This is a genomic window from Pseudoxanthomonas suwonensis 11-1 (assembly GCF_000185965.1).
In the GTDB taxonomy this organism is placed as follows: domain Bacteria; phylum Pseudomonadota; class Gammaproteobacteria; order Xanthomonadales; family Xanthomonadaceae; genus Pseudoxanthomonas; species Pseudoxanthomonas suwonensis_A.
Map to the genome: position 1 here is coordinate 3,154,340 of NC_014924.1, position 19,242 is coordinate 3,173,581.

General features: G+C 68.6%; 11 protein-coding genes. 6 read left to right on the forward strand and 5 right to left on the reverse strand.

The features are described 5' to 3' along the window. Window positions 1-42: 42 nt before the first annotated feature. Window positions 43-2,016 carry a UvrD-helicase domain-containing protein gene (locus tag PSESU_RS14505; RefSeq protein WP_013536553.1) on the forward strand — a complete coding sequence of 658 codons (1,974 nt, stop codon included), beginning with the start codon at window positions 43-45 and terminating at the stop codon, window positions 2,014-2,016. 33 nt (window positions 2,017-2,049) lie between these two features. On the opposite strand, the gene PSESU_RS14510 is transcribed toward PSESU_RS14505, so the two are convergent. From PSESU_RS14510 to PSESU_RS14525, 4 genes are all read right to left on the reverse strand, one after another. Continuing rightward, window positions 2,050-2,880, reverse strand: coding sequence for an aldose 1-epimerase (locus PSESU_RS14510; protein WP_013536554.1), 831 nt, complete (start codon window positions 2,878-2,880; stop codon window positions 2,050-2,052). Beyond that, a complete protein-coding gene (locus tag PSESU_RS16505) occupies window positions 2,870-3,889 on the reverse strand; it encodes a glycoside hydrolase family 43 protein (RefSeq protein ID WP_013536555.1) in 1,020 nt (339 codons plus the stop codon). The genes PSESU_RS14510 and PSESU_RS16505 overlap by 11 nt, the downstream gene beginning before the upstream one ends. Before the next feature lie 27 nt (window positions 3,890-3,916). Beyond that, window positions 3,917-5,395, reverse strand: coding sequence for an MFS transporter (locus PSESU_RS16510; RefSeq protein WP_013536556.1), 1,479 nt, complete (start codon window positions 5,393-5,395; stop codon window positions 3,917-3,919). Window positions 5,396-5,698: 303 nt separating this feature from the next. Next, window positions 5,699-8,635 carry a TonB-dependent receptor gene (locus tag PSESU_RS14525; RefSeq protein WP_013536557.1) on the reverse strand — a complete coding sequence of 979 codons (2,937 nt, stop codon included), beginning with the start codon at window positions 8,633-8,635 and terminating at the stop codon, window positions 5,699-5,701. Window positions 8,636-9,063: 428 nt separating this feature from the next. Between PSESU_RS14525 and PSESU_RS14530 the strand changes: the two genes are divergently transcribed. The 5 genes from PSESU_RS14530 (at window position 9,064) to PSESU_RS14550 (ending at window position 18,773) form a co-directional block, all read left to right on the forward strand. Beyond that, window positions 9,064-10,359: an MFS transporter gene (locus PSESU_RS14530; RefSeq protein ID WP_013536558.1), complete on the forward strand. Its 1,296-nt coding sequence runs from the start codon at window positions 9,064-9,066 to the stop codon at window positions 10,357-10,359. A gap of 72 nt (window positions 10,360-10,431) precedes the next feature. Next, complete coding sequence (locus PSESU_RS14535; RefSeq protein ID WP_013536559.1) at window positions 10,432-13,287, forward strand: glycosyl hydrolase 115 family protein; 2,856 nt, start codon at window positions 10,432-10,434, stop codon at window positions 13,285-13,287. Window positions 13,288-13,333: 46 nt separating this feature from the next. Continuing rightward, window positions 13,334-14,758, forward strand: coding sequence for a glucuronate isomerase (gene uxaC / locus PSESU_RS14540; protein WP_013536560.1), 1,425 nt, complete (start codon window positions 13,334-13,336; stop codon window positions 14,756-14,758). 31 nt (window positions 14,759-14,789) lie between these two features. Continuing rightward, entirely contained in the window at window positions 14,790-17,555 is a 2,766-nt protein-coding gene (gene galB / locus PSESU_RS14545) for a beta-galactosidase GalB (RefSeq protein ID WP_013536561.1), read from the forward strand. 75 nt (window positions 17,556-17,630) lie between these two features. Beyond that, entirely contained in the window at window positions 17,631-18,773 is a 1,143-nt protein-coding gene (locus tag PSESU_RS14550; protein ID WP_013536562.1) for an endo-1,4-beta-xylanase, read from the forward strand. On the opposite strand, the gene PSESU_RS14555 is transcribed toward PSESU_RS14550, so the two are convergent. After that, a complete protein-coding gene (locus PSESU_RS14555) occupies window positions 18,751-19,209 on the reverse strand; it encodes a hypothetical protein (protein WP_013536563.1) in 459 nt (152 codons plus the stop codon). The two genes, PSESU_RS14550 and PSESU_RS14555, sit on opposite strands and share 23 nt — an antisense overlap. Between the last annotated feature and the right edge of the window lie 33 nt (window positions 19,210-19,242).

Consider the following 19,242-nt stretch of genomic DNA (forward strand, 5'->3'; position numbering starts at 1 on the left):
CTGCACCGGGTAGAATGGGCCGCCCGTTCCATCGTTCCTGCCGTGCTCAATCCTCCACAACGCGCCGCCGTACTGCATGACCAGGGTCCGCTGCTCGTGCTGGCGGGCGCCGGCAGCGGCAAGACCCGCGTCATCGTCGAGAAGATCGCCCATCTGATCGCCTCCGGTCGCTATCCGGCGCGGCGCATCGCGGCCATCACCTTCACCAACAAGTCGGCGAAGGAAATGCGCGAGCGCGTGGCCAAGCGCATCAGGGGCGACGCCGCCGACGGCCTGACCATCTGCACCTTCCACGCCCTGGGCCTGAAGTTCCTGCAGATCGAGCACGAGGCCGCCGGGCTCAAGCGTGGCTTCTCGATCTTCGACGCCGACGATGCCGCCGCCCAGGTCAAGGACCTGATGCCCGGCGCCAAGCCCGATGCGGTCGAGGACGTGCGCAACCTGATCTCGCGCGCCAAGAACGCCGGCCTGTCGCCGGAGCAGGCCCTGGCCGTGGCCCGCTCCACCCGCGAGATGGAGGCGGCCAAGCTCTACGCGCGCTACCAGGCGCGGCTGCAGACCTTCAACGCGGTCGACTTCGACGACCTGATCCGGTTGCCGCTGCAGATCCTGGAGAGCAACGAGGACGTGGTCCGCGCCTGGCGCGAGCGCATCGGCTACCTCCTGGTCGACGAGTGCCAGGACACCAACGACGCCCAGTACCGGCTGCTGCGCGCCATCGCCGGCCCGGCCGGCAACTTCACCTGCGTGGGCGACGACGACCAGAGCATCTATGCCTGGCGTGGCGCCAACCCGGAGAACCTGGACCAGATGGGCCAGGACTACCCGGACCTGCAGGTGATCAAGCTGGAGCAGAACTACCGCTGCTCCAACCGCGTGCTGCGCGCGGCCAACGCGCTGATCGCGCGCAACCCGCACAAGCACCTCAAGACCCTGTGGTCGGACCAGGCCGACGGCGAGCGCATCCGCGTGTGGGAGTGCCGCGACAACGAGCACGAGGCGGAGAAGGTCGCCGGCGAGATCGCGTTCCTGCACGAGGCCAGGCAGGTGCCGTGGAACGAGTTCTGCATCCTGTTCCGCAGCAACCACCAGTCGCGCCCCCTGGAGAAGGCGCTGCAACTGCTGCGCGTGCCCTACCACCTGACCGGCGGCACCGCCTTCCTGGAGCGCCAGGAAGTGAAGGACGCGCTGTCCTGGCTACGGGTGATCGCCAACCCGGACGACGATGCGGCCTTCCTGCGCGCGGTGCAGTCGCCCAAGCGCGAGGTCGGCGCCACCTCGCTGGCGCGGCTGGCCGAACTGGCCGCCAGCAGGAACATGCCGCTGTCGCGCGCCGCCCAGTCCATGGGCGCGCTGCAGCAGCTGCCGCCGCGCGCGGCCAACGGCCTGGGCGCGTTCAACGACGCCATCGACGACCTGCGCGACAACGCCACGAAGATGAGCGCGGCCGACCTGGTGCGGCGCCTGGCCGAGAAGTCGGGCCTGCTCACCGAACTGCGCGCGCAGTGCAAGGACGAGGCCTCGTTCCAGCGCCGCAAGGCCAACCTGGACGAGCTGGCGGAGTGGTTCGAAGGCGGCCCGCGCGGCGCCACCGCGGGCGACCTGGCCGCGCAGCTGGCCCTGCTCTCGCGCAACGACAAGGACGACGGCGGCAACCAGGTGCGGCTGATGAGCCTGCACGCGGCCAAGGGCCTGGAGTTCGGCTACGTCTTCATCATCGGCTGCGAGGACGGCACCCTGCCGCACGACGCGGCGATGGAGGAAGGCTCGCTGGAGGAAGAGCGCCGGCTGATGTACGTGGGCATCACCCGCGCCAAGAAGCGGCTGTGGCTCAGCTACAGCCGCGAGACCCGCCGCTTCCGCGAGAAGGTGCGGCTCAAGCCCAGCCGCTTCATCGACGAGCTCCCTGCCTCCGAGCTGCAGCGCGATGGCGCGGACCCGGTGGCCGACGCCATGCACAAGAAGGAACGCGCCAGCGCGGGTTTCGCCGCGATCCAGGCACTGCTGGACGACTGAGGCCCACGGGCCTCAGGCAGGCCCCAGCAGGCCTCAGTCCCAGGCCATCCGGTACCACGCCGAGGCCTGCTGGCCCGGCTGCAGCTGCGGCGAACCGAGGTTGAACGCATCGGCCGGGCCGGTCTGCGGCTCCACGCAGGTCGAATGCGCTGTGCCGTCGTACACCACCCAGTGGTCGCAGTCCGAAGTCAGGCGCAGGACCTGGCCGGCGCGGTGCAGCACCACCGGCGCGGTGTTGACGAAGCAGTCGTCCCACGGCCCCGGCCCAGGCGGGACCAGCGGCAGGGTGGCGACGTGGCTCTCGTCGCGCGGATACATCGCGGTGGGCTCGAACTCCAGCCGCTCCGGCTTGCGGAACCACGGGTGCCAGCCGAACACCACCGGCATCGCGCGCTCGCCGGCGGTGACGCTCATCTCCAGCAGCAGGCCGCGCGGCTCCAGCGCGATGCGCTGGCGGGCACGGCCGCCGAACGGCCAGCGCTCGTCCGCGGGCAGCTCCAGCACCAGTTCCAGCTCGTGTTCCGACTGCGCCGCGACCTGCCAGGGCAGGACGAAGCCCCAGCCATGGATCGCGTGGCCACCGAGGTTGCGCGGCAGCTGGTAGTCCTTGCCGGCGAAGGCGAAGCGTCCGTCGCGGACGCGGCCACACCACGGAACCATCGTGTACGAGCCCCAGGCGATCGCCGCCTCCGAGCCGTACTCGCCGTAGCCGACCAGCTGCTCGATCCCGTCGACGCGGATCTGGGCGATGCGGCCACCGGCCTGCGGCGCCACGTCGATCGACACGGCGCCGTGGGACAGCGTCAACAGCGGACCCGGGGGCAGCTCGGTGAGCGGCCCCGGGGCTTCGACCTCAGGCGCCATACGGATGCAGGGTGCGGATGCTGCCGTCGGCTTCGTACTGCAGCTCGGCGACCTTGATCGAACGCAGGTGGGTCACGCCGCCGGACAGCACGGAGTCGTGGTAGTACAGCCACCACTTGCCGCCGAACTCGACGATCGAATGGTGGGTGGTCCAGCCCACGACCGGGGTGAGGATCACGCCGCCGTAGGTGTACGGGCCATACGGGTTGTCCGCGATGGCGTAGCACAGGTGGTGGGTATTGCCGGTCGAGTACGACAGGTAGTACTTGCCCTGGTACTTGTGCATCCACGGGCCTTCGAAGTAGCGGCGCGCGTGGTCGCCGGCCTTCAGCGGCTGGCCGTCCGCGTCGAGGATCACCACCTCGCGCGGCGCCTCGGCGAACTGCTTCATGTCCGCGGTCAGGCGCGCGACACGCGCGCCCAGCGCCGGCTCGTCGTCGCCCGGCTCCTCGTTGGCCGCGTCGTAGCGGTTGTCGCGGTACTTCTGCAGCTGGCCGCCCCACAGGCCGCCGAAGTACATGTAGTGCTCGCCGTCGTCGTCGCCGAACACGGCGGGGTCGATCGAATAGCTGCCCTCGATCGCTTCCGGCTCGGCCTTGAACGGGCCTTCCGGGCGGTCGCCGATGGCGACGCCGATCTGGAAGATGCCGTCGGCGCGCTTGGCCGGGAAGTAGAAGTAGTACTTGCCGTCCTTGCAGGCCGCGTCCGGGGCCCACATCTGCTTGGCCGCCCACGGCACGTCCTTCACGTGCAGGGCCACGCCGCAGTCCTCGGCCGGTGCATCGGGCGAGTCCTGGCGGAAGACGTGGTAGTCCTCCATCTGGAAGTGGCCGCCGTCGTCGTCGAACGCGGCACCGGCCTCGATGTCGTGCGAGGGATAGATGTAGAGCTTGCCCTCGAACACGTGGGCCGACGGATCGGCGGTGTAGATATGCGTCACCAGGGGACTGGAGATGGCCTTGTCGGCCAGCGCCTTCAGTTCGGCCTCGGTGTATTCACGGTCTGCCATGGGATTCCTCGGAGTGCTTGCGATGGCTCAGGCCGGCTTGGCGACGCGGCGCGCGGCCAGGTCGCTTTCGATCTGCGATTCCATCGGCTTGTTGATCTTGTAGAAGAACAGCAGGGCCGCGGCCACCAGGAACGGCACCGAGCAGTACAGGCTCACCGCCAGGCGGATGCCGTTGACCGTGTCCGGTTCCTGCGCCGGCAGGTCGGCGTTGTAGCCGTAATGGGCCAGGATGCCGGCCACCAGGGCGCCGCCGACGCTCAGGCCCACCTTCAGGCCGCACAGGATCGCGGAGAAGATGATGGCGGTGGCGCGGCGGTGGTTCTTCCACTCGGAGTAGTCGGCCACGTCGGCCACCATCGCCCACAGCAGCGGGATGGTGATGCCGTAGAAGAAGCCGTGCAGGATCTGCGCACCGAACACCAGGCCGATGCGATCCGGCGGGATGACGTAGAAGGCGAGCATGAACAGGGTCGAGATGACCAGGAACACGCCGAACACGTCGCGCTTGCCGAAGCGGTCGGCCAGCTTCCGCGAGAAGCCGATGCCCACCACCATCAGGATGATGCCGCCGGCGTTGAACAGGCCGAAGGCGGAGGTGGTCGCGTCGCTCGGCAACTCGAAGCCGGCCAGGCCCATGCCGACCAGGGCCGAGTTGATCCCGCCCAGGATGCCGTAGAAGCCGATCGAGTCCAGGAAGCGGGCCATCGCCGGCTCTTCCAGGTAGTTCTCGAAGTAGTAGACGTAGGTGCCGCCCTTAAGCGCGAGGGTGGTGAACACCAGGATCGTCACCAGCAGCATGACCAGCCACGGCCGGTTGGCGGCCAGGTCGGCCAGGTCGCGGCCGATGCTGGACTTCTGCTCCTGTGCCGGGACGACGCGCTCGCGGGTGGTGAAGAAGGTGATCAGGAAGAACACGGTGCCGACCACGGCGAACAGCAGCATGGTGTTCTGGAAGCCCTGCACCCGATCGCCGTCGCCAAGGATGTTGACCAGGGGCAGCAGCAGGGCCTGGACCACGAGCTGGGCCACCATCACCGCCACGAAGCGATAGGCCGACAGGCTGTTGCGCTCGCCCATGTTGCCGGTCAGCACACCACTGAGCGCCGAGTACGGCAGGTTGTTGGCCGCGTAGACCAGCACCAGCAGGGTATAGGTGCCCGCCGCGTAGATGACCTTGCCCTGCGGGCCGAGATCAGGCGTGCTGAAGGCCAGCAGCGAGAGCACGCCGAAGGGAATGGCGGTCCACAGGATCCAGGGGCGGAACTTGCCCCAGCGGCTGTTGGTACGGTCGGCGAGCACCGCAACCAGCGGGGTGAACACGAAGGCGCCCAGCAGGCCGACCACGAAGATGATGGTGGCCGCGGTTGCGGCGGGGATGCGGTAGATGTCGGTGTAGAAGTACGCCAGGAACGTCATCAACGTCTGGAAGATCAGGTTCGCCGACAAATCACCCAGGCTGTAACCGATCTTCTCGCGTACGGAAAGGATCTCGCTGTTGCTGCTCATGCTTCCCCGGCTCGATGCTGAAGTGGTGGATGGGCGGCCATCCGGATCTGTCCCCGGCGGTGCAAACGCCATGCGACCGGCGCCGTTACCGCTACCATCGGTCCCGAAGCATACCCCAAGAACAGGCCTGCACAGGCGCGGTGACAGGCAGCCCGCGACGCACCTTGAACCGTTGCGCCACTGGCCCTGCGAAGGTGGCCCGAAACCCCTTGGTTTGCAGGGTTTTCGAGGCCCTGCAACGAAGACGGCCCACGCCGGTGCCGAAGCACCGGGTGGGCCGCAATCCTTATTGCAGTGCAACAATCAGAACGTGCCGCGGATACCCACGGTGACGGTGCGACCCGGGTCGTACATGTCGTTGACCGCGTTCGGGAACGCGAAGTACGAACGACGCTCTTCGCCGGTGAGGTTCAGCACGTTGAAGGTCAGCTGCGGCTGCGAACGGATGTTCTTCAGCGTGTAGCTGGCCGACAGGTCGAGCTGGCCACGGTCCTCGCCGTAGATCTGCGCGAACGGGATGCCCTGCTGGTTCGGGCCGGTGCCGGCGGCACCCTCGGCCCAGGTATAGGACAGGCGCACCGAGGCGACGTCGTTCTCCCAGTAGGTGGTCGCGTTCCACATCGACGGAGCCACACCGTAGACGTTGCCCGACAGCGCGGAAGCGTCCTTGCCCAGGGTCTTGATGTCCAGGTCGGTGTAGTTGGCCATGAAGCCCAGGCCCTGCAGCACGAAGCTCAGCGGCTGCACCCAGATCGCTTCCCAGCCGCGGATCTCCAGCTCGGCGTCGGCGTTGACCTGCTGCTGCACGTTGACCGTGGCCACGTCCGGGCCGCCACGGTTGTTCAGCGCCACCTGCTGGGTCGGATCCAGGTCCTCGAACGGAATGCCCAGGCTGCGGAACGGACGGGTGGTCACGCCCTGGAAGGTGTAGCCCTCCACGCGCTTGTTGAACAGGGTCAGGCCGACGAAGCCCTCGCCACCGGTGTACCACTCGCCACCCAGATCGAAGTTGGTGGAGATGTACGGCGTCAGGTCCGGGTTGCCCTGGTTGGCCACCTGGGCGGACATGTCGGTGAAGGTGGTGGCCGGCAGCATCGAGCTGGGGTTCGGACGGGTCATGGTGCGCGAACCGGACATGCGCAAGACCACGTTGTCGGCCACGTCCCAGGCGGCGCTGAACGACGGCAGCCACTCGCTGTAGTCGCCGGTCAGCGACTGCCACTGGCGCACTTCGCCGATGGTCACCGGGCCGGCCACTTCCTGGTCGGTCTGCACGTAACGCATGCCGACGTTGAAGCGCACGTTGCGGTCCAGCACCTCGGTCTCGCCGTTGACCTCGACGTAGGCGGCGAAGGTTTCCTCGTCGAATCCGCCGGTCGCACCGCCGGTGTTCGGGCCGCCGGACTCCGGAGCGGTGTCCCGGTAGAAGGCGTAGTTGGTGTCGTTCTTGAAGCGGTCGGCGTCGACGACGATGAAGCCGTGCGGACCACGGCGCAGGTAGCCGGCCAGGGCCGCGTCGGACAACAGGGCGGTGCCGCCGCCGTTGCAGGCCGGGCGCGGATCCGGGGTGCTGCCGTCAGCGTTCAGGCCACGGCACACCAGGTCTTCCCACGCACCGCTGTTGTCGAAGCCCTGGATGCGGCGCTGGTTCTGGTCCCACGCCACGCCGAGCTTGATGTTGTTGCGGTCCTCGCCCAGCTGCAGGTCGGCGCGGAAGCCGCTGGTCTCGGTGACGCGCTTCTCGTTCTGCACGTTCAGGCGGCCACCGGCCCAGGTCCAGCCCAGGTTCGGATCATTCAGATCCAGCGGGGTGTTCCAGGTCGGGGTATCACCGCTGTTGGTGTACTCGAGGGTGGTGAACGGCGAGTTGACCAGGATGGTCGGGGACTCGCGGAACATCCAGCTGCGGCTGGTGCTGGCCTGCACGTCCAGCTTGACGTTCTGGTCGTCGCCGAACCAGAAGGTCGCGCCCGGGTTGATCTGCCAGTACTGCACGTCCTCGATGTACTCGCGGTGCTCGAGGAAGAACTGCGCGTTGGTGAAGTCCGCGCGGGTGACGACGTTGTTCTCGTCCAGCTGCATGTTCTGCGGGATCATCTGGCCGTTGCGGCCGATGAGGTTCATGTCCACGCGGCTGTTGGTGCGATGGGCCTTGGTGTAAAGGGTGTCGAGCCTGAACTCCATGCTGTCGTTGGGACGCCACTGGAACGAGCCCAGGAAGCCGTCGCGGTCGCGGTCGCCGGACATGTGCACCGGGCGGCCCAGGCGCGGGATCAGCGCTTCACCGATCTGCGCGGTGGTCAGGCCCGGGTTGTTGGCCAGCAGCCACTCGGCGTCGATCGTCTCGCCCGGGGTCAGGCCGATGGCGGTGCCCGGCACGGTGTTCGGGATGCGCCAGCCGTTGCCACCGGTGACATTGCAGGGCTGGCCAAGGGACGGGAAGCCCGCCTGGTCGCCGTTGCCAAGGCACTGGTCGTTGGTCAGGTTGGGGTTGGTCCAGCCGATGGTCTCGTAGCCTTCCACGCCCAGCTTGCCGCGGGTTGAGGTCAGGCCGACCAGCGCGCCGAAGCGGCCGTCTTCGCTGTTCCAGTTGGCGATCACCGAGCCACGCGGGCTGGCCTTCTTGCTGTTGTCGTTGTAGTCGGCCTGCAGCGAGTAGGTGACGTGGTTGCCGGAGATGTCGAACGGACGCATGTTGCGCATGTCCACGACACCGGACGCGCCGCCCTCGGGCAGGCTGGCAACCGGCGACTTGTAGACCGTGATCTGGTTGAAGAACTCGGTCGGGAACATGTTCAGGTCGACTTCGCGGTTCTGGTTGGTCGCATCCAGGCCGATCGAAGCGGTGGCGACAGAAGCGCCATTGATCGTGGTCTTGGTGAAGCTGCTGGGCAGGCCGCGGATGGCGATGTTGGTGCCTTCGCCGTTGACGTCGCGGTTGAGCTGGATGCCCGGGATGCGGGCCAGCGACTCTGCGATGTTGGTGTCCGGGAACTTGCCGATGTCCTCGGAGAAGATCGAATCGGTGAAGCCGGTCGAGTCACGCTTGGCTTCGGTCGAGTACTGCAGGCTCTGGCGGAAACCGCGGACGGTCACCGCATCCAGTTCGACTGCTTCCTCATTGGCCGGCGCGGCGGCGGCCGGCGCGGCTTCCTGCGCGAGTGCGCTGCCGCTGGCAAGCGCCAGGCACAGCAGACCTAGTGCGCGCGACAGCTCGGTCTTGCAAGGCTTCCTGTTCACCGTACTCCCTCCCGTTACAGATGGTCCGGTGCGCGGCAATGGCGAGGGCCGCTGTACACCGGTGTCTTCAAATTTGGTATGTGGTTTATGCAAGCGGGGATATCGGTATTGGAATTGATGATACCGGTCCCACGAGCGGCGGCGATGGTAGCGCTCTCACAAAACGCAGTGCAAGGAACAGCACAACATCCACCTTCGATGTTGCGCCGCACGATGAAAACCGCTGTTTTCACGGGCGAAATCGCGATTCCGGAATGACAGCGCTGAGATGGCCACTTTCACGGAAGATGACGGGTGGTGGCAGATTTCGCGCTGTGTTAATGATAGCGATATCAAAGCAGGTGGCTTCGGGAAGGGGTATTTATGCTGCACCGCAGTAAATCCGTATTTATGTTGCGCCGCGTCATTCCGGCGCGCGGAGGTAACCGGTGACCGCGTCGACCCCGGCGGTCGCCGCCCGGGTCGGGAAGTTCCGCTGGCGCGTGTGCGCCATGCTGCTGGCCGCGACCACGATCAACTACATCGACCGCCAGGTGCTCGGCGTGCTCGCGCCGTTCCTGCAGGACGAGATCGGCTGGAGCGAGATCGAGTACGGCTACATCGTCATGGCGTTCCAGGCGGCGTACGCGATCGGCCTGCTGTGCGCCGGCGCGGTGATCGACCGCTTCGGCACCCGTATCGGCTATGCGCTGGCGATAAGCATCTGGTCACTGGCGGCAATGGGCCATGCGCTGGCAGCGAGCGTGCTGGGCTTCATCCTCGCCCGCTTCGCGCTGGGCCTGGGCGAGGCGGGCAACTTCCCGGCCGCGGTCAAGACCGTCGCCGAATGGTTCCCAAAGCGCGAACGTGCGCTGGCGGTGGGCATCTTCAATGCGGGCTCCAACATCGGCGCGATCGTCGCGCCGCTGATGGTGCCGATCGTGGCCGCAGCCTGGGGCTGGCAGGCGGCGTTCCTGTGCACGGGTGCCCTCAGCGCGATCTGGCTGGTGGTGTGGTTGACCCGCTACCGCCCGCCGGAGCAGCAGCCGCGCGTTTCGGCCGAAGAACTGGCGCACATCCGCTCCGATCCGCCGGAGAGCACGGTCAAGGTGCCGTGGCTGCAGCTGCTGCAGCACCGCCAGGCGTGGTCGTTCGTGGCCGCCAAGTTCATCACCGATCCGGTGTGGTGGCTGTTCCTGTTCTGGCTCGGCAAGTTCCTCGCCTCCGAGTACGGATTGTCGCTGGCGACGATCGGCCCGCCGATGATCGTGGTCTACCTGATGGCCGACGTGGGCAGCATCGCCGGCGGCTGGCTGGCCGGGCGCTTCATGCGCCTGGGCTGGAGCCTCAACCGCGCACGCAAGGGCGCGATGCTGGTCTGCGCGCTGTGCGTGGCACCGGTGGTGCTGGTGACGCAGGTCGACAACCTTTGGCTGGCGGTGGGCCTGATCGGCCTGGCCATGGCCGGCCACCAGGGCTGGTCGGCCAACGTGTTCACCCTGCCGTCGGACATGTTCCCGCGCCAGGCCGTGGCTTCGGTGGTCGGCATCGGCGGCTTCGCCGGCTCGGTCGGCGGCATGGCCATGTCCTTCTTCACCGGCGCGCAGCTGCAGTCCACCGGCAGCTACAGCACCATCTTCCTGATCGCCGGCTCGGCCTATGTCTTCGCCCTGGTCGTGGTGCACCTGCTGGCGCCCCGGCTGGAGCCGGCCCGTTTCGAACTCCCGCGCGCGAATGGCGCCTGAGCCATCGCGCGCAATGCTGACGCCACCTGCCGGCCTTCCGGCACGTGGCTGCCACCTAGAGGGATCCAACTGATGAACAAGCGTCACCTCGTCCTGCTGGGCCTGGCCTTGCTGTTGCCGGGAACGGCACTGGCCGCTCAGGACTGCCGCAGCCCGGCCGTGGTCTGCGAGACACGCACCTCCGGCAGCCTGGCCTTGATCGAACGCGGCACGCCGTTGCCGGTGCTGGTGGACGAGGGCGATTTCCAGGCGGTGAAGCTCGCGGCCGAAGCCTTGCGTGGCGACCTGGCAGCGGTCTCCGGCAAGGAGCAAGCCAAAGGCGCGCAGAAGCTGGCGATCATCGCCGGTACCCTGGGCCACAGCCCGCGCATCGATCGCATCGTCCGTGATCACCGGATTGATACCGGTGGCGTAGAGGGCGTGTGGGAGGCCTACCTGCTGCAGGTCGTCGACAGGCCCGAGCCCGGCATCGACCGCGCCCTGCTGGTGGTAGGCGCCGACCGTCGCGGCACGGCCTACGGCCTGTACGAGCTTTCGCGCCGCGTCGGCGTCTCGCCGTGGACCTGGTGGGCGGACGTGCCGCCACCGAAGCGCAGCAGCCTGCATATCGCCCCGGGCCGCTTCGTCGACGCGCCGAAGGTGCGCTACCGCGGCATCTTCATCAACGACGAGGATCCCGCGCTGGGTGGCTGGAGCAAGGCCAGCTTTGGCGGCACCAACCACCGTTTCTACGAGCGCGTGTTCCAGCTGATCATGCGCCACAAGGCCAACTACCTGTGGCCGGCGATGTGGCTGCCGCGCGCGTTCTACGACGACGACCCGAAGAATGCCGAAGTCGCCGACGCCTGGGGCGTGGTGATCGGCACCAGCCACCACGAGCCGATGATGCGCGCCCACGATGAGTGGTCGCGCTACGGCAAGGGTCCGTGGGACTACCGCCGCAACGCGAAGGTGCTGCAGGAGTTCTGGCGTGGTGGCATGGAGCGGCTGCAGGGCCGCGAGGCCGTGGTCACCCTGGGCATGCGCGGCGACGGCGACGAGCCGATGAGCGAGGAGACCGCCACCGCCCTGCTGGAGCAGATCGTCGCGGACCAGCGGCGGATCATCGGCGAGGTCACCGGCAAGCCGGTGGAACAGACCCCGCAGGTGTGGGCGCTCTACAAGGAAGTTCAGGACTACTACGACAAGGGCATGCGCGTGCCCGACGACGTCACCCTGCTGTTCGCCGACGACAACTGGGGCAACATCCGCCGCCTGCCCGATCCGGCCGAGAAGCGTCCTGGCGGCTACGGCGTGTACTACCACTTCGACTACGTCGGCGGTCCGCGCAACTACAAGTGGCTCAACACCACCCAGGTCGAGCGCGCCTGGGAGCAGATGCGCCTGGCCTGGGCGCACGGCGTGGAGCGGCTGTGGGTGGTCAACGTCGGCGACATCAAGCCGCAGGAACTGCCGATCAGTGCCTTCCTCGACCAGGCCTGGGATCCGGATGCCGCCGACCTGGAGTGGATCAAGGCCTATCCGGCGCGCTGGGCGGCCGAGCAGTTCGGCCCGGCGCACGCCCAGGCCATCGGTGACATCGTGACCGGCTATACCCGGCTCAACGCGCGCCGCAAGCCGGAGCTGATCGACGCCGAGACCTGGAGCCTGGTCCACGACAACGAGGCCGGGCGCGTGCTGGGCGAGTGGGACGCACTGGTGGCGAAGATGCAGGCGCTGGCGCCGAAGATCCCGGCCAGCCACCGCGATGCCTGGTACCAGCTGGTCGAATACCCGGTGCTGGCCAGTGCCAACCTCAACCACCTGCACGTGGCCGTGGCCCGCAACCGCCTGTACGCGGCGCAGGGCCGGGCCTCGACCAATGCCTGGGCGGCGAAGGCGCGCGAGCTGTTCGGCCGCGATGCCGAGCTGCAGCGCGTGTACGAGCAGGAGATCGCCGGCGGCAAGTGGATCCACATGATGAGCCAGCCGCGCATCGGCTATACCCACTGGCAGTCGCCGTCGCGCAACGTGCTGCCGGCGCTGGCGAGCGTCGACGCACCCGAGAAGGGCGCCACCGGCGTGGCGATCGAAGGCGATCCCGCCGGCTGGCCCGTGCGCCTGCGCGCGCCGCGCCTGCCGGAACTGGACCCGGTGGCCGCGCCGACCCGCGAGGTCGTCGTGTTCAACCGCGGCCAGGCGCCGATTCCGTTCACCGCCACCAGCCGCGCGTCGTGGCTGAAGGTCTCGCCGGCTTCCGGCGAGGTCACCGATGAGCAGCCGCTGAAGCTGGAGATCGACTGGGATGCGCTGCCGGAAGGTCGGCACGAGGGCGTCATCTACATCCGCGGCCAGGACTGGACCGAGGTCTACGTGACGGTGCCGGTGCACAAGCCGCCAATGCATCGCGGTGCGCGCGGCTTCGTCGAGGGCAATGGCGTGGTCGCCATCGAGGCCGAGCATTACAGCCGCGCGGTGCCGCCCCCGGGTGGCCAGTGGCAGGTGATTCCCAACCTGGGCCGCACCCTGTCCGCGGTCACGGCATGGCCGGCAACCGGCGAGCCGCTGTCGCCCGGCGGCGATGGCGCGCGCCTGGAATACCCGGTGGTGATGCACGAGGACGGCGAGATCGAACTGCGGGTACTGGTCTCCCCCACCCTCGACCTGCGCCACCGCGGCGGCCTGCGCTACGCCGTCTCGGTCAACGACGAGCCGCCGCGGCTGGTGAACATCCGCCTGGATCCCTCGCCCGGCGACCCCGACTTCACCGCCTGGGAAGCGGCGGTGACCGACAACGTGCATGCGGGCAGCTCGCGCCACCGCGTCCGCGCCGGCGCCAACACCGTCAAACTGTGGCTGGTCGACCCGGCCCTGGTGTTCCAGCGCATCGAACTCGTGCGCCGTCCCACTCCCACCACCCTCGGCCCCGGGGAAAGCGTGCGCCGCTGACGGCACGCGCGACCCCGACCGGACGCAACCACACATGGAAGACCCGATGAACGCCACCGGCCGCCCGCTGCACCTGCACCAGGACCGCCTGTTCCCGTCCGATCCGACCCAGCGCGCGATCGCCCGCCGCCTGTACGCGCAGGTGGCGGAGCTGCCGATCGTCAGTCCGCACGGGCACACCGATCCGTCCTGGTTCGCCGGCAATGCGACGTTCGCCAATGCCACCGAGCTGCTGCTGGTGCCGGACCACTACGTGTTCCGCATGCTCTACAGCCAGGGCATCGGCCTGGATGCGCTGGGCATCCCGCATGCCGATGGCAGCCGTGCCCAGGTCGACCCACGCCACGCCTGGCGGGTGTTCGCGGAGAACTTCCACCTGTTCCGCGGCACGCCGTCGTCGCTGTGGCTCAACCACGTGTTCCACGAGGTGTTCGGCCTGCGCGTGCGCCTGGATGCCGGTACCGCGGACCATTACTACGACACCATCACCGAAGCCCTGCAGACCGAGGGCTTCCGCCCGCGTGCCCTGTTCGAGCGCTTCAGGATCGAGGTGATCGCCACCACCGAGGGGCCGCTGGATCCGCTGGCGCACCATCAGGCCATCCGCGACAGCGGCTGGAATGGAAAGGTCGTCACCGCCTACCGGCCCGACGAGGTGGTCGATCCGGAGCACGAGTCCTTTGCCGAGGCACTGCAGCGCTTCGGCCATGTGACCGGCGAGGACGTGCACGGCTGGGACGGCTACCTGCGCGCGCACCGCAACCGCCGCGCCTTCTTCAAGTCCATGGGCGCGACCTCCACCGACCATGGGCACGAAAGTGCGCTGACCACCAACCTGTCGCACGCCGAGGCCGGGCGCCTGTTCGCGAAGATCCTCAAGGGCGGCTTCTCGCGCGAGGAGGCGGCACTGTTCCGCGGCCAGGTGCTGACCGAGATGGCGGGCATGAGCCTGGACGATGGCCTGGTGATGCAGCTGCATCCGGGCTGCTATCGCAACCACAACCCGCTGCTGTTCGCCCGCCACGGCCGCAATGTCGGCGCCGACCTCCCGCTGGCCACCGATTACGTGCACGCGCTCAAGCCGCTGCTGGACCGCTTCGGCAACGAGCCGGACTTCCGCCTGATCCTGTTCACCCTGGACGAGTCCACCTACTCGCGCGAGCTGGGCCCGATGGCCGGGCACTATCCCTGCCTGTACCTGGGCCCGGCCTGGTGGTTCCACGATTCGCCGGAAGGCATGTGGCGCTTCCGCGAGCAGACCCTCAGCACCGCCGGCTTCTACAACACCGTCGGCTTCAACGACGACACCCGCGCCTTCCTCTCGATTCCCGCGCGCCACGACGTGGCCCGGCGCATCGACTGCGCGGTGCTGGCGAAGCTGGTCGCCGAGCACCGCATGGACGAGGACGAGGCCGCCGAGGTCGCGGTGGACCTGGCCTACACCCTGCCCAAGCGCGCCTACAAGCTGTAACCCCCGCGTCCGCCCCCGTGGAGTCGCCTGCATGACGACCGAGTCGCCGCCTCCTGCGCGGCATCGTGCCCGCCGCTTCGCCGCGCTCCTGCTGGGCCTGGCGACGCTGGCGTCCGGGCTGCCGGCGGCGGCGGAAGTCGCGCCGCGTGAACGCATCCGCCTGGACCAAGGCTGGCGCTTCCACCGCGGCGATCCGACCGGGGTGGACGGTCGCCTGGACTACGACGCGCGGCCTCAGGTGCAGGCAAGCGCCGACGGCAAGGATGCCGACAGCAGGCCCGACGCAGCGGTCCGGGTGCAGGCCGACCGGCCCGTGCTCAAACCCTGGATCCTGCCGACGGCCAACCGTTTCATCCGCGCTCCCGCGCAACGCCACGTGCCTCCGGCCACGCAGCCGGACGTCGGCGACATCCCGTTCCTGCGCGCCGGCTACGACGACTCGGCCTGGCCGCAGGTCACCCTGCCGCACGACTGGGCCATCGCCGGCCCGTTCCTCGCCGACGGCCCCTACGGCGGCATGGGCCGCCTGACCAGCTGGGGCATTGGCTGGTACCGGCGGCAGCTCGACATCCCCGCCGACCAGCGCGGCCGTCGCATCTTCCTGAACCTGGACGGCGCCATGTCCTACGCCACGGTCTGGCTCAACGGCCGGCTGGTTGGCGGCTGGCCCTATGGCTACAACAGCTGGCGCGTGGACCTCACGCCCTACGTGGAGTTCGGCGGCAACAACACCTTGGCAATCCGTCTGGACAACCCGCCCGACTCGGCGCGCTGGTATCCCGGCGGCGGACTTTACCGCGACGTCTGGCTGGTCAGCACCGCGCCGGTGCATGTCGCACAGTGGGGCACCACGGTTACCACGCCGCAGGTGTCCGCCGAGGCCGCCGACGTCCACCTGCGGGTGGAAGTGGACAACACCACCGACCGCATGGTGAAGGTGGCGGTGGAGAGCGAGTTCTACGAGCTCGATGCGGACGGACGGCGCGGCGCCGCTCCGGTGGCACGCATCCCGCGCATCGGCTTCCAGATCGTGCCGGGGGGCAGCAGCGCTGCCGCGTCCGGCGCCACGATCGCGCGGCCGCGGCTATGGGGGCCGCCGCCGAACCAGCAGCCGCACCGCTACGTCGCCGTGACCACACTGCGCCAGGACGGACAGGTGGTCGACCGCTACGAGACGCGCTTCGGCATCCGCCAGGTCGGATGGGACCCGGACCGCGGTGTGGTGGTCAACGGCGAGCACATCGTGCTCAAGGGCGTGAACCAGCACCACGACCTCGGCGCGCTGGGCGTGGCCTTCAATGTCCGCGCGGCCCGGCGCCAGCTGGAGATCCTGCGCGGCATGGGCGCCAACGCCATCCGCCTGGCGCACAACCCGCCCGATCCGCAGCTGCTGGAACTCACCGACGCAATGGGCTTCCTGGTGATCGACGAGATCTTCGACTCCTGGGAGAAGAAGAAGACGCCGCTGGATTTCCACCTCGTGTTCCCGGAATGGCACGAGGCCGACCTGCGGGCGATGTTGCGCCGCGACCGCAACCATCCTTCCGTGATCCTGTGGAGCGTGGGCAACGAGGTCGGCGAGCAGTACGACGGCGAGGCCGGCGCGGCCATCGGCCGGCGCCTTGTGCAGATCGTGCGCGAGGAGGATCCCACCCGTCCGGCCACCGCCTCGATGAACTGGGCCAAGGCCGACATGCCGTTCCCTGCGGCGTTCGACGTCATCAACCTCAATTACCAGGGCGAGGGCATCCGCCAGGAGCCGGAGTTCGAGGGCACCGAGCGCATCCGCACGCCGCCCTCATATCCGGCATTCCGCACCGCCTTCCCGGACAAGGTGGTTTTCGGCAGCGAGACCGCCTCCGCGCTGAGCACGCGCGGCACCTACCTGTTCCCGGTAAGCGCGGCGCAGAGCGCGCCGGTGCGCGACCACAACGGCGGCGACTCCCGGCGCCGCCTGGTCAGCGCGTACGAGCTGCATGCGGTGGATTTCGGCTCCAGCGCCGACAAGGTGTTCGCCACCCTCGACCGCCATCCCTATGTGGCCGGCGAGTTCGTGTGGAACGGCTTCGACTACCTGGGCGAGCCCACCCCATACTACGAGTCGCGCAGCTCCTACAGCGGCATCATCGACCTGGCCGGATTTCCCAAGGACCGCTACTGGCTGTACCAGTCGCGCTGGCGCCCGGAACTGCCGATGGCGCACATCCTGCCGCACTGGAACTGGCCCGGCCGCGAGGGCCAGGTCACGCCGGTGCACGTGTTCACCTCCGGCGACGAGGCCGAACTGTTCGTCAACGGCATTTCCCAGGGCCGGAAGAAGAAGGGTGCCTACGAGTACCGCCTGCGCTGGGACGAGGTCGTCTACCAGCCGGGAACGCTGCGCGTCCAGGCCTGGCGCGATGGCAGGCCGTGGGCATCGGCCACGGTGGAGACCACCGGCGCACCCGCACGCCTGGCGCTGGAGGCCGACCGCTCGCGAGTCGGCAACGACGGCCGCGACCTGTCCTTCATCACCCTGCGCGTGCTCGATGCCAAGGGGCGCGCAGTGCCCGATGCCGATACCCGCGTGCGATTCCGCATCGACGGCGCCGCGGAACTGGTGGCCACCGACAACGGCGATCCGCGCGACCTTACCGCTTTTCCTTCGGCCGAACGCAATGCCTTCGGCGGCCTGGCCCTGGCCATCGTGCGCGGCCTGCCCGGCCGCAGCGGGACTGCGCGCGTGAGCGTGGAGGCCGACGGCCTGGAGGGCGCCGTGCTGGAGCTGCGCGTGGCTCCGGCCGTCGATGCACACTGAGCAGCCACGTCCGCGGCACCGTCATCCGTCGCGCCCCCAACGCGCAAGCCCACGCATAGATCCCGGAGGTCGCCCATGATCCGTCCCCGCACCGCCCTGCTCGCCGCGCTGGCCCTGGCCTGCGGCAGCGCGCTCGCCGCCCCGAAGACGCTCAAGGACGCCTACCGCGACGACTTCCTGCTGGGAACCGCGGTCAACGACGCCATCGTCACTGGCGAGGACGCGGCGCAGCAGGCGCTGGCGGTGCGGCACTTCAACGCGATCACCCTGGAGAACTCGATGAAGGTCGAGGTCCTCCATCCCGAACCCGGCAAGTGGGACTTCGAACGCGCCGATGCCTTCGTCGAGTTCGGCAGGAAGCACGGCATGTTCCTGGTCGGCCACACCCTGGTCTGGCACAACCAGACCCCGGCCTGGTTCTTCGAGGACGCCGGCGGCAAGCCGGCTGGAACCGAGGTGATGCGCGAGCGCCTGCGCCAGTACATCCACACCGTGGCCGGGCGCTATGCCGGCAAGGTGCAGGCCTGGGACGTGGTCAACGAGCAGATCGGCGAGGATGGCCAGTACCGTGACACCACCTGGGTGCGCGCCTACGGCGGGGACGGTGATGCGCTGATGCGCGACGCCTTCCGCTTCGCCGCCGAGGCCGCGCCGGGTACGGCGCTTTACTACAACGACTTCAATGCCTGGCGCCCGGAGAAGGTCGCCGGCATCGTGCGCATGGTCGGGATGCTCAAGGCCAGCGGCATCCGCATCGACGGGGTCGGCATCCAGGGCCACTGGGGCCTCAACTATCCCGCGCTGGCCGATATCGAGGCGGCGATCGACGCCTACCACGCCGCCGGGGTCGAGGTGATGGTCACCGAGCTGGACGTGGACGTGCTGCCGCTGACGAAGGAAGGCCAGATCATCGGCCAGGGCATGCTGCATCCGCAGTTCCAGCTGCCGGAGTTCACGCGCTTCCTCGATCCGTACCGCGACGGCCTGCCCGGCGAGGTGCAGCAGCAACTCGCCGCGCGCTACGCCGAGCTGTTCGCGCTGTTCCACCGCAAGCGCGACAAGCTCTCGCGGGTATCGGTGTGGGGCGTGGCCGACGACATGTCGTGGAAGAACGGCTATCCGATCCCCGACCGCACCAACTATCCACTGCTGTTCGACCGCGCGCGCCAGCCCAAGCCCGCGCTCGATGCGGTCCTCAAGGTGCCGCAGGGCCGGTAACGCCATCCGCGGCGGCGGCGAGCGCCCAGGCGTCGTCGCCTGTCCGGCCCGGCTGGCAGCGGAAGGGATGCGTCCATCCGCCCGCCTTGACCACGGCCACCTGGTCGGAATGATCGAAGGCGACCAGCACGTCGCGTTCCCGGTCCGGACCGCCATGCGGATCCGACCAGGGCAGCTGGCGCGCGGCGATCACCAGGAAGGGCGAGACCGCCAGCACCTCGCCGCTGCCGTCCCAACATCCGCTGTAGGCGCACAGGGACAGGCCGCCGTCGCTGGCGAAAGCCAGGTCCATCGGAGTAAATCCGCCTTCCCCGGTGGCGCCGCAGCTGTCGCCCGAGCAGGACACCTCCAGGTCGTTGAAGCAACGCCAGGTCTCCGCCTGGGCGCCGCCACAGGCCAGGACCAGCAATCCCAGCGCGCGCGTCGGCATGCGCATGCATCCCCCCTTCCCGTTCCGCCTGCGGCCGAT

Coding starts and splice junctions, on each gene's coding strand:
- PSESU_RS14535 (WP_013536559.1), top strand. CDS start 10,432: ATGAACAAGCGTCACCTCGTCCTGCTGGGCCTGGCCTTGCTGTTGCCG.
- PSESU_RS16505 (WP_013536555.1), bottom strand. CDS start 3,889: ATGGCAGACCGTGAATACACCGAGGCCGAACTGAAGGCGCTGGCCGAC.
- PSESU_RS14555 (WP_013536563.1), bottom strand. CDS start 19,209: ATGCGCATGCCGACGCGCGCGCTGGGATTGCTGGTCCTGGCCTGTGGC.
- uxaC (WP_013536560.1), top strand. CDS start 13,334: ATGAACGCCACCGGCCGCCCGCTGCACCTGCACCAGGACCGCCTGTTC.
- galB (WP_013536561.1), top strand. CDS start 14,790: ATGACGACCGAGTCGCCGCCTCCTGCGCGGCATCGTGCCCGCCGCTTC.
- PSESU_RS14550 (WP_013536562.1), top strand. CDS start 17,631: ATGATCCGTCCCCGCACCGCCCTGCTCGCCGCGCTGGCCCTGGCCTGC.
- PSESU_RS16510 (WP_013536556.1), bottom strand. CDS start 5,395: ATGAGCAGCAACAGCGAGATCCTTTCCGTACGCGAGAAGATCGGTTAC.
- PSESU_RS14510 (WP_013536554.1), bottom strand. CDS start 2,880: ATGGCGCCTGAGGTCGAAGCCCCGGGGCCGCTCACCGAGCTGCCCCCG.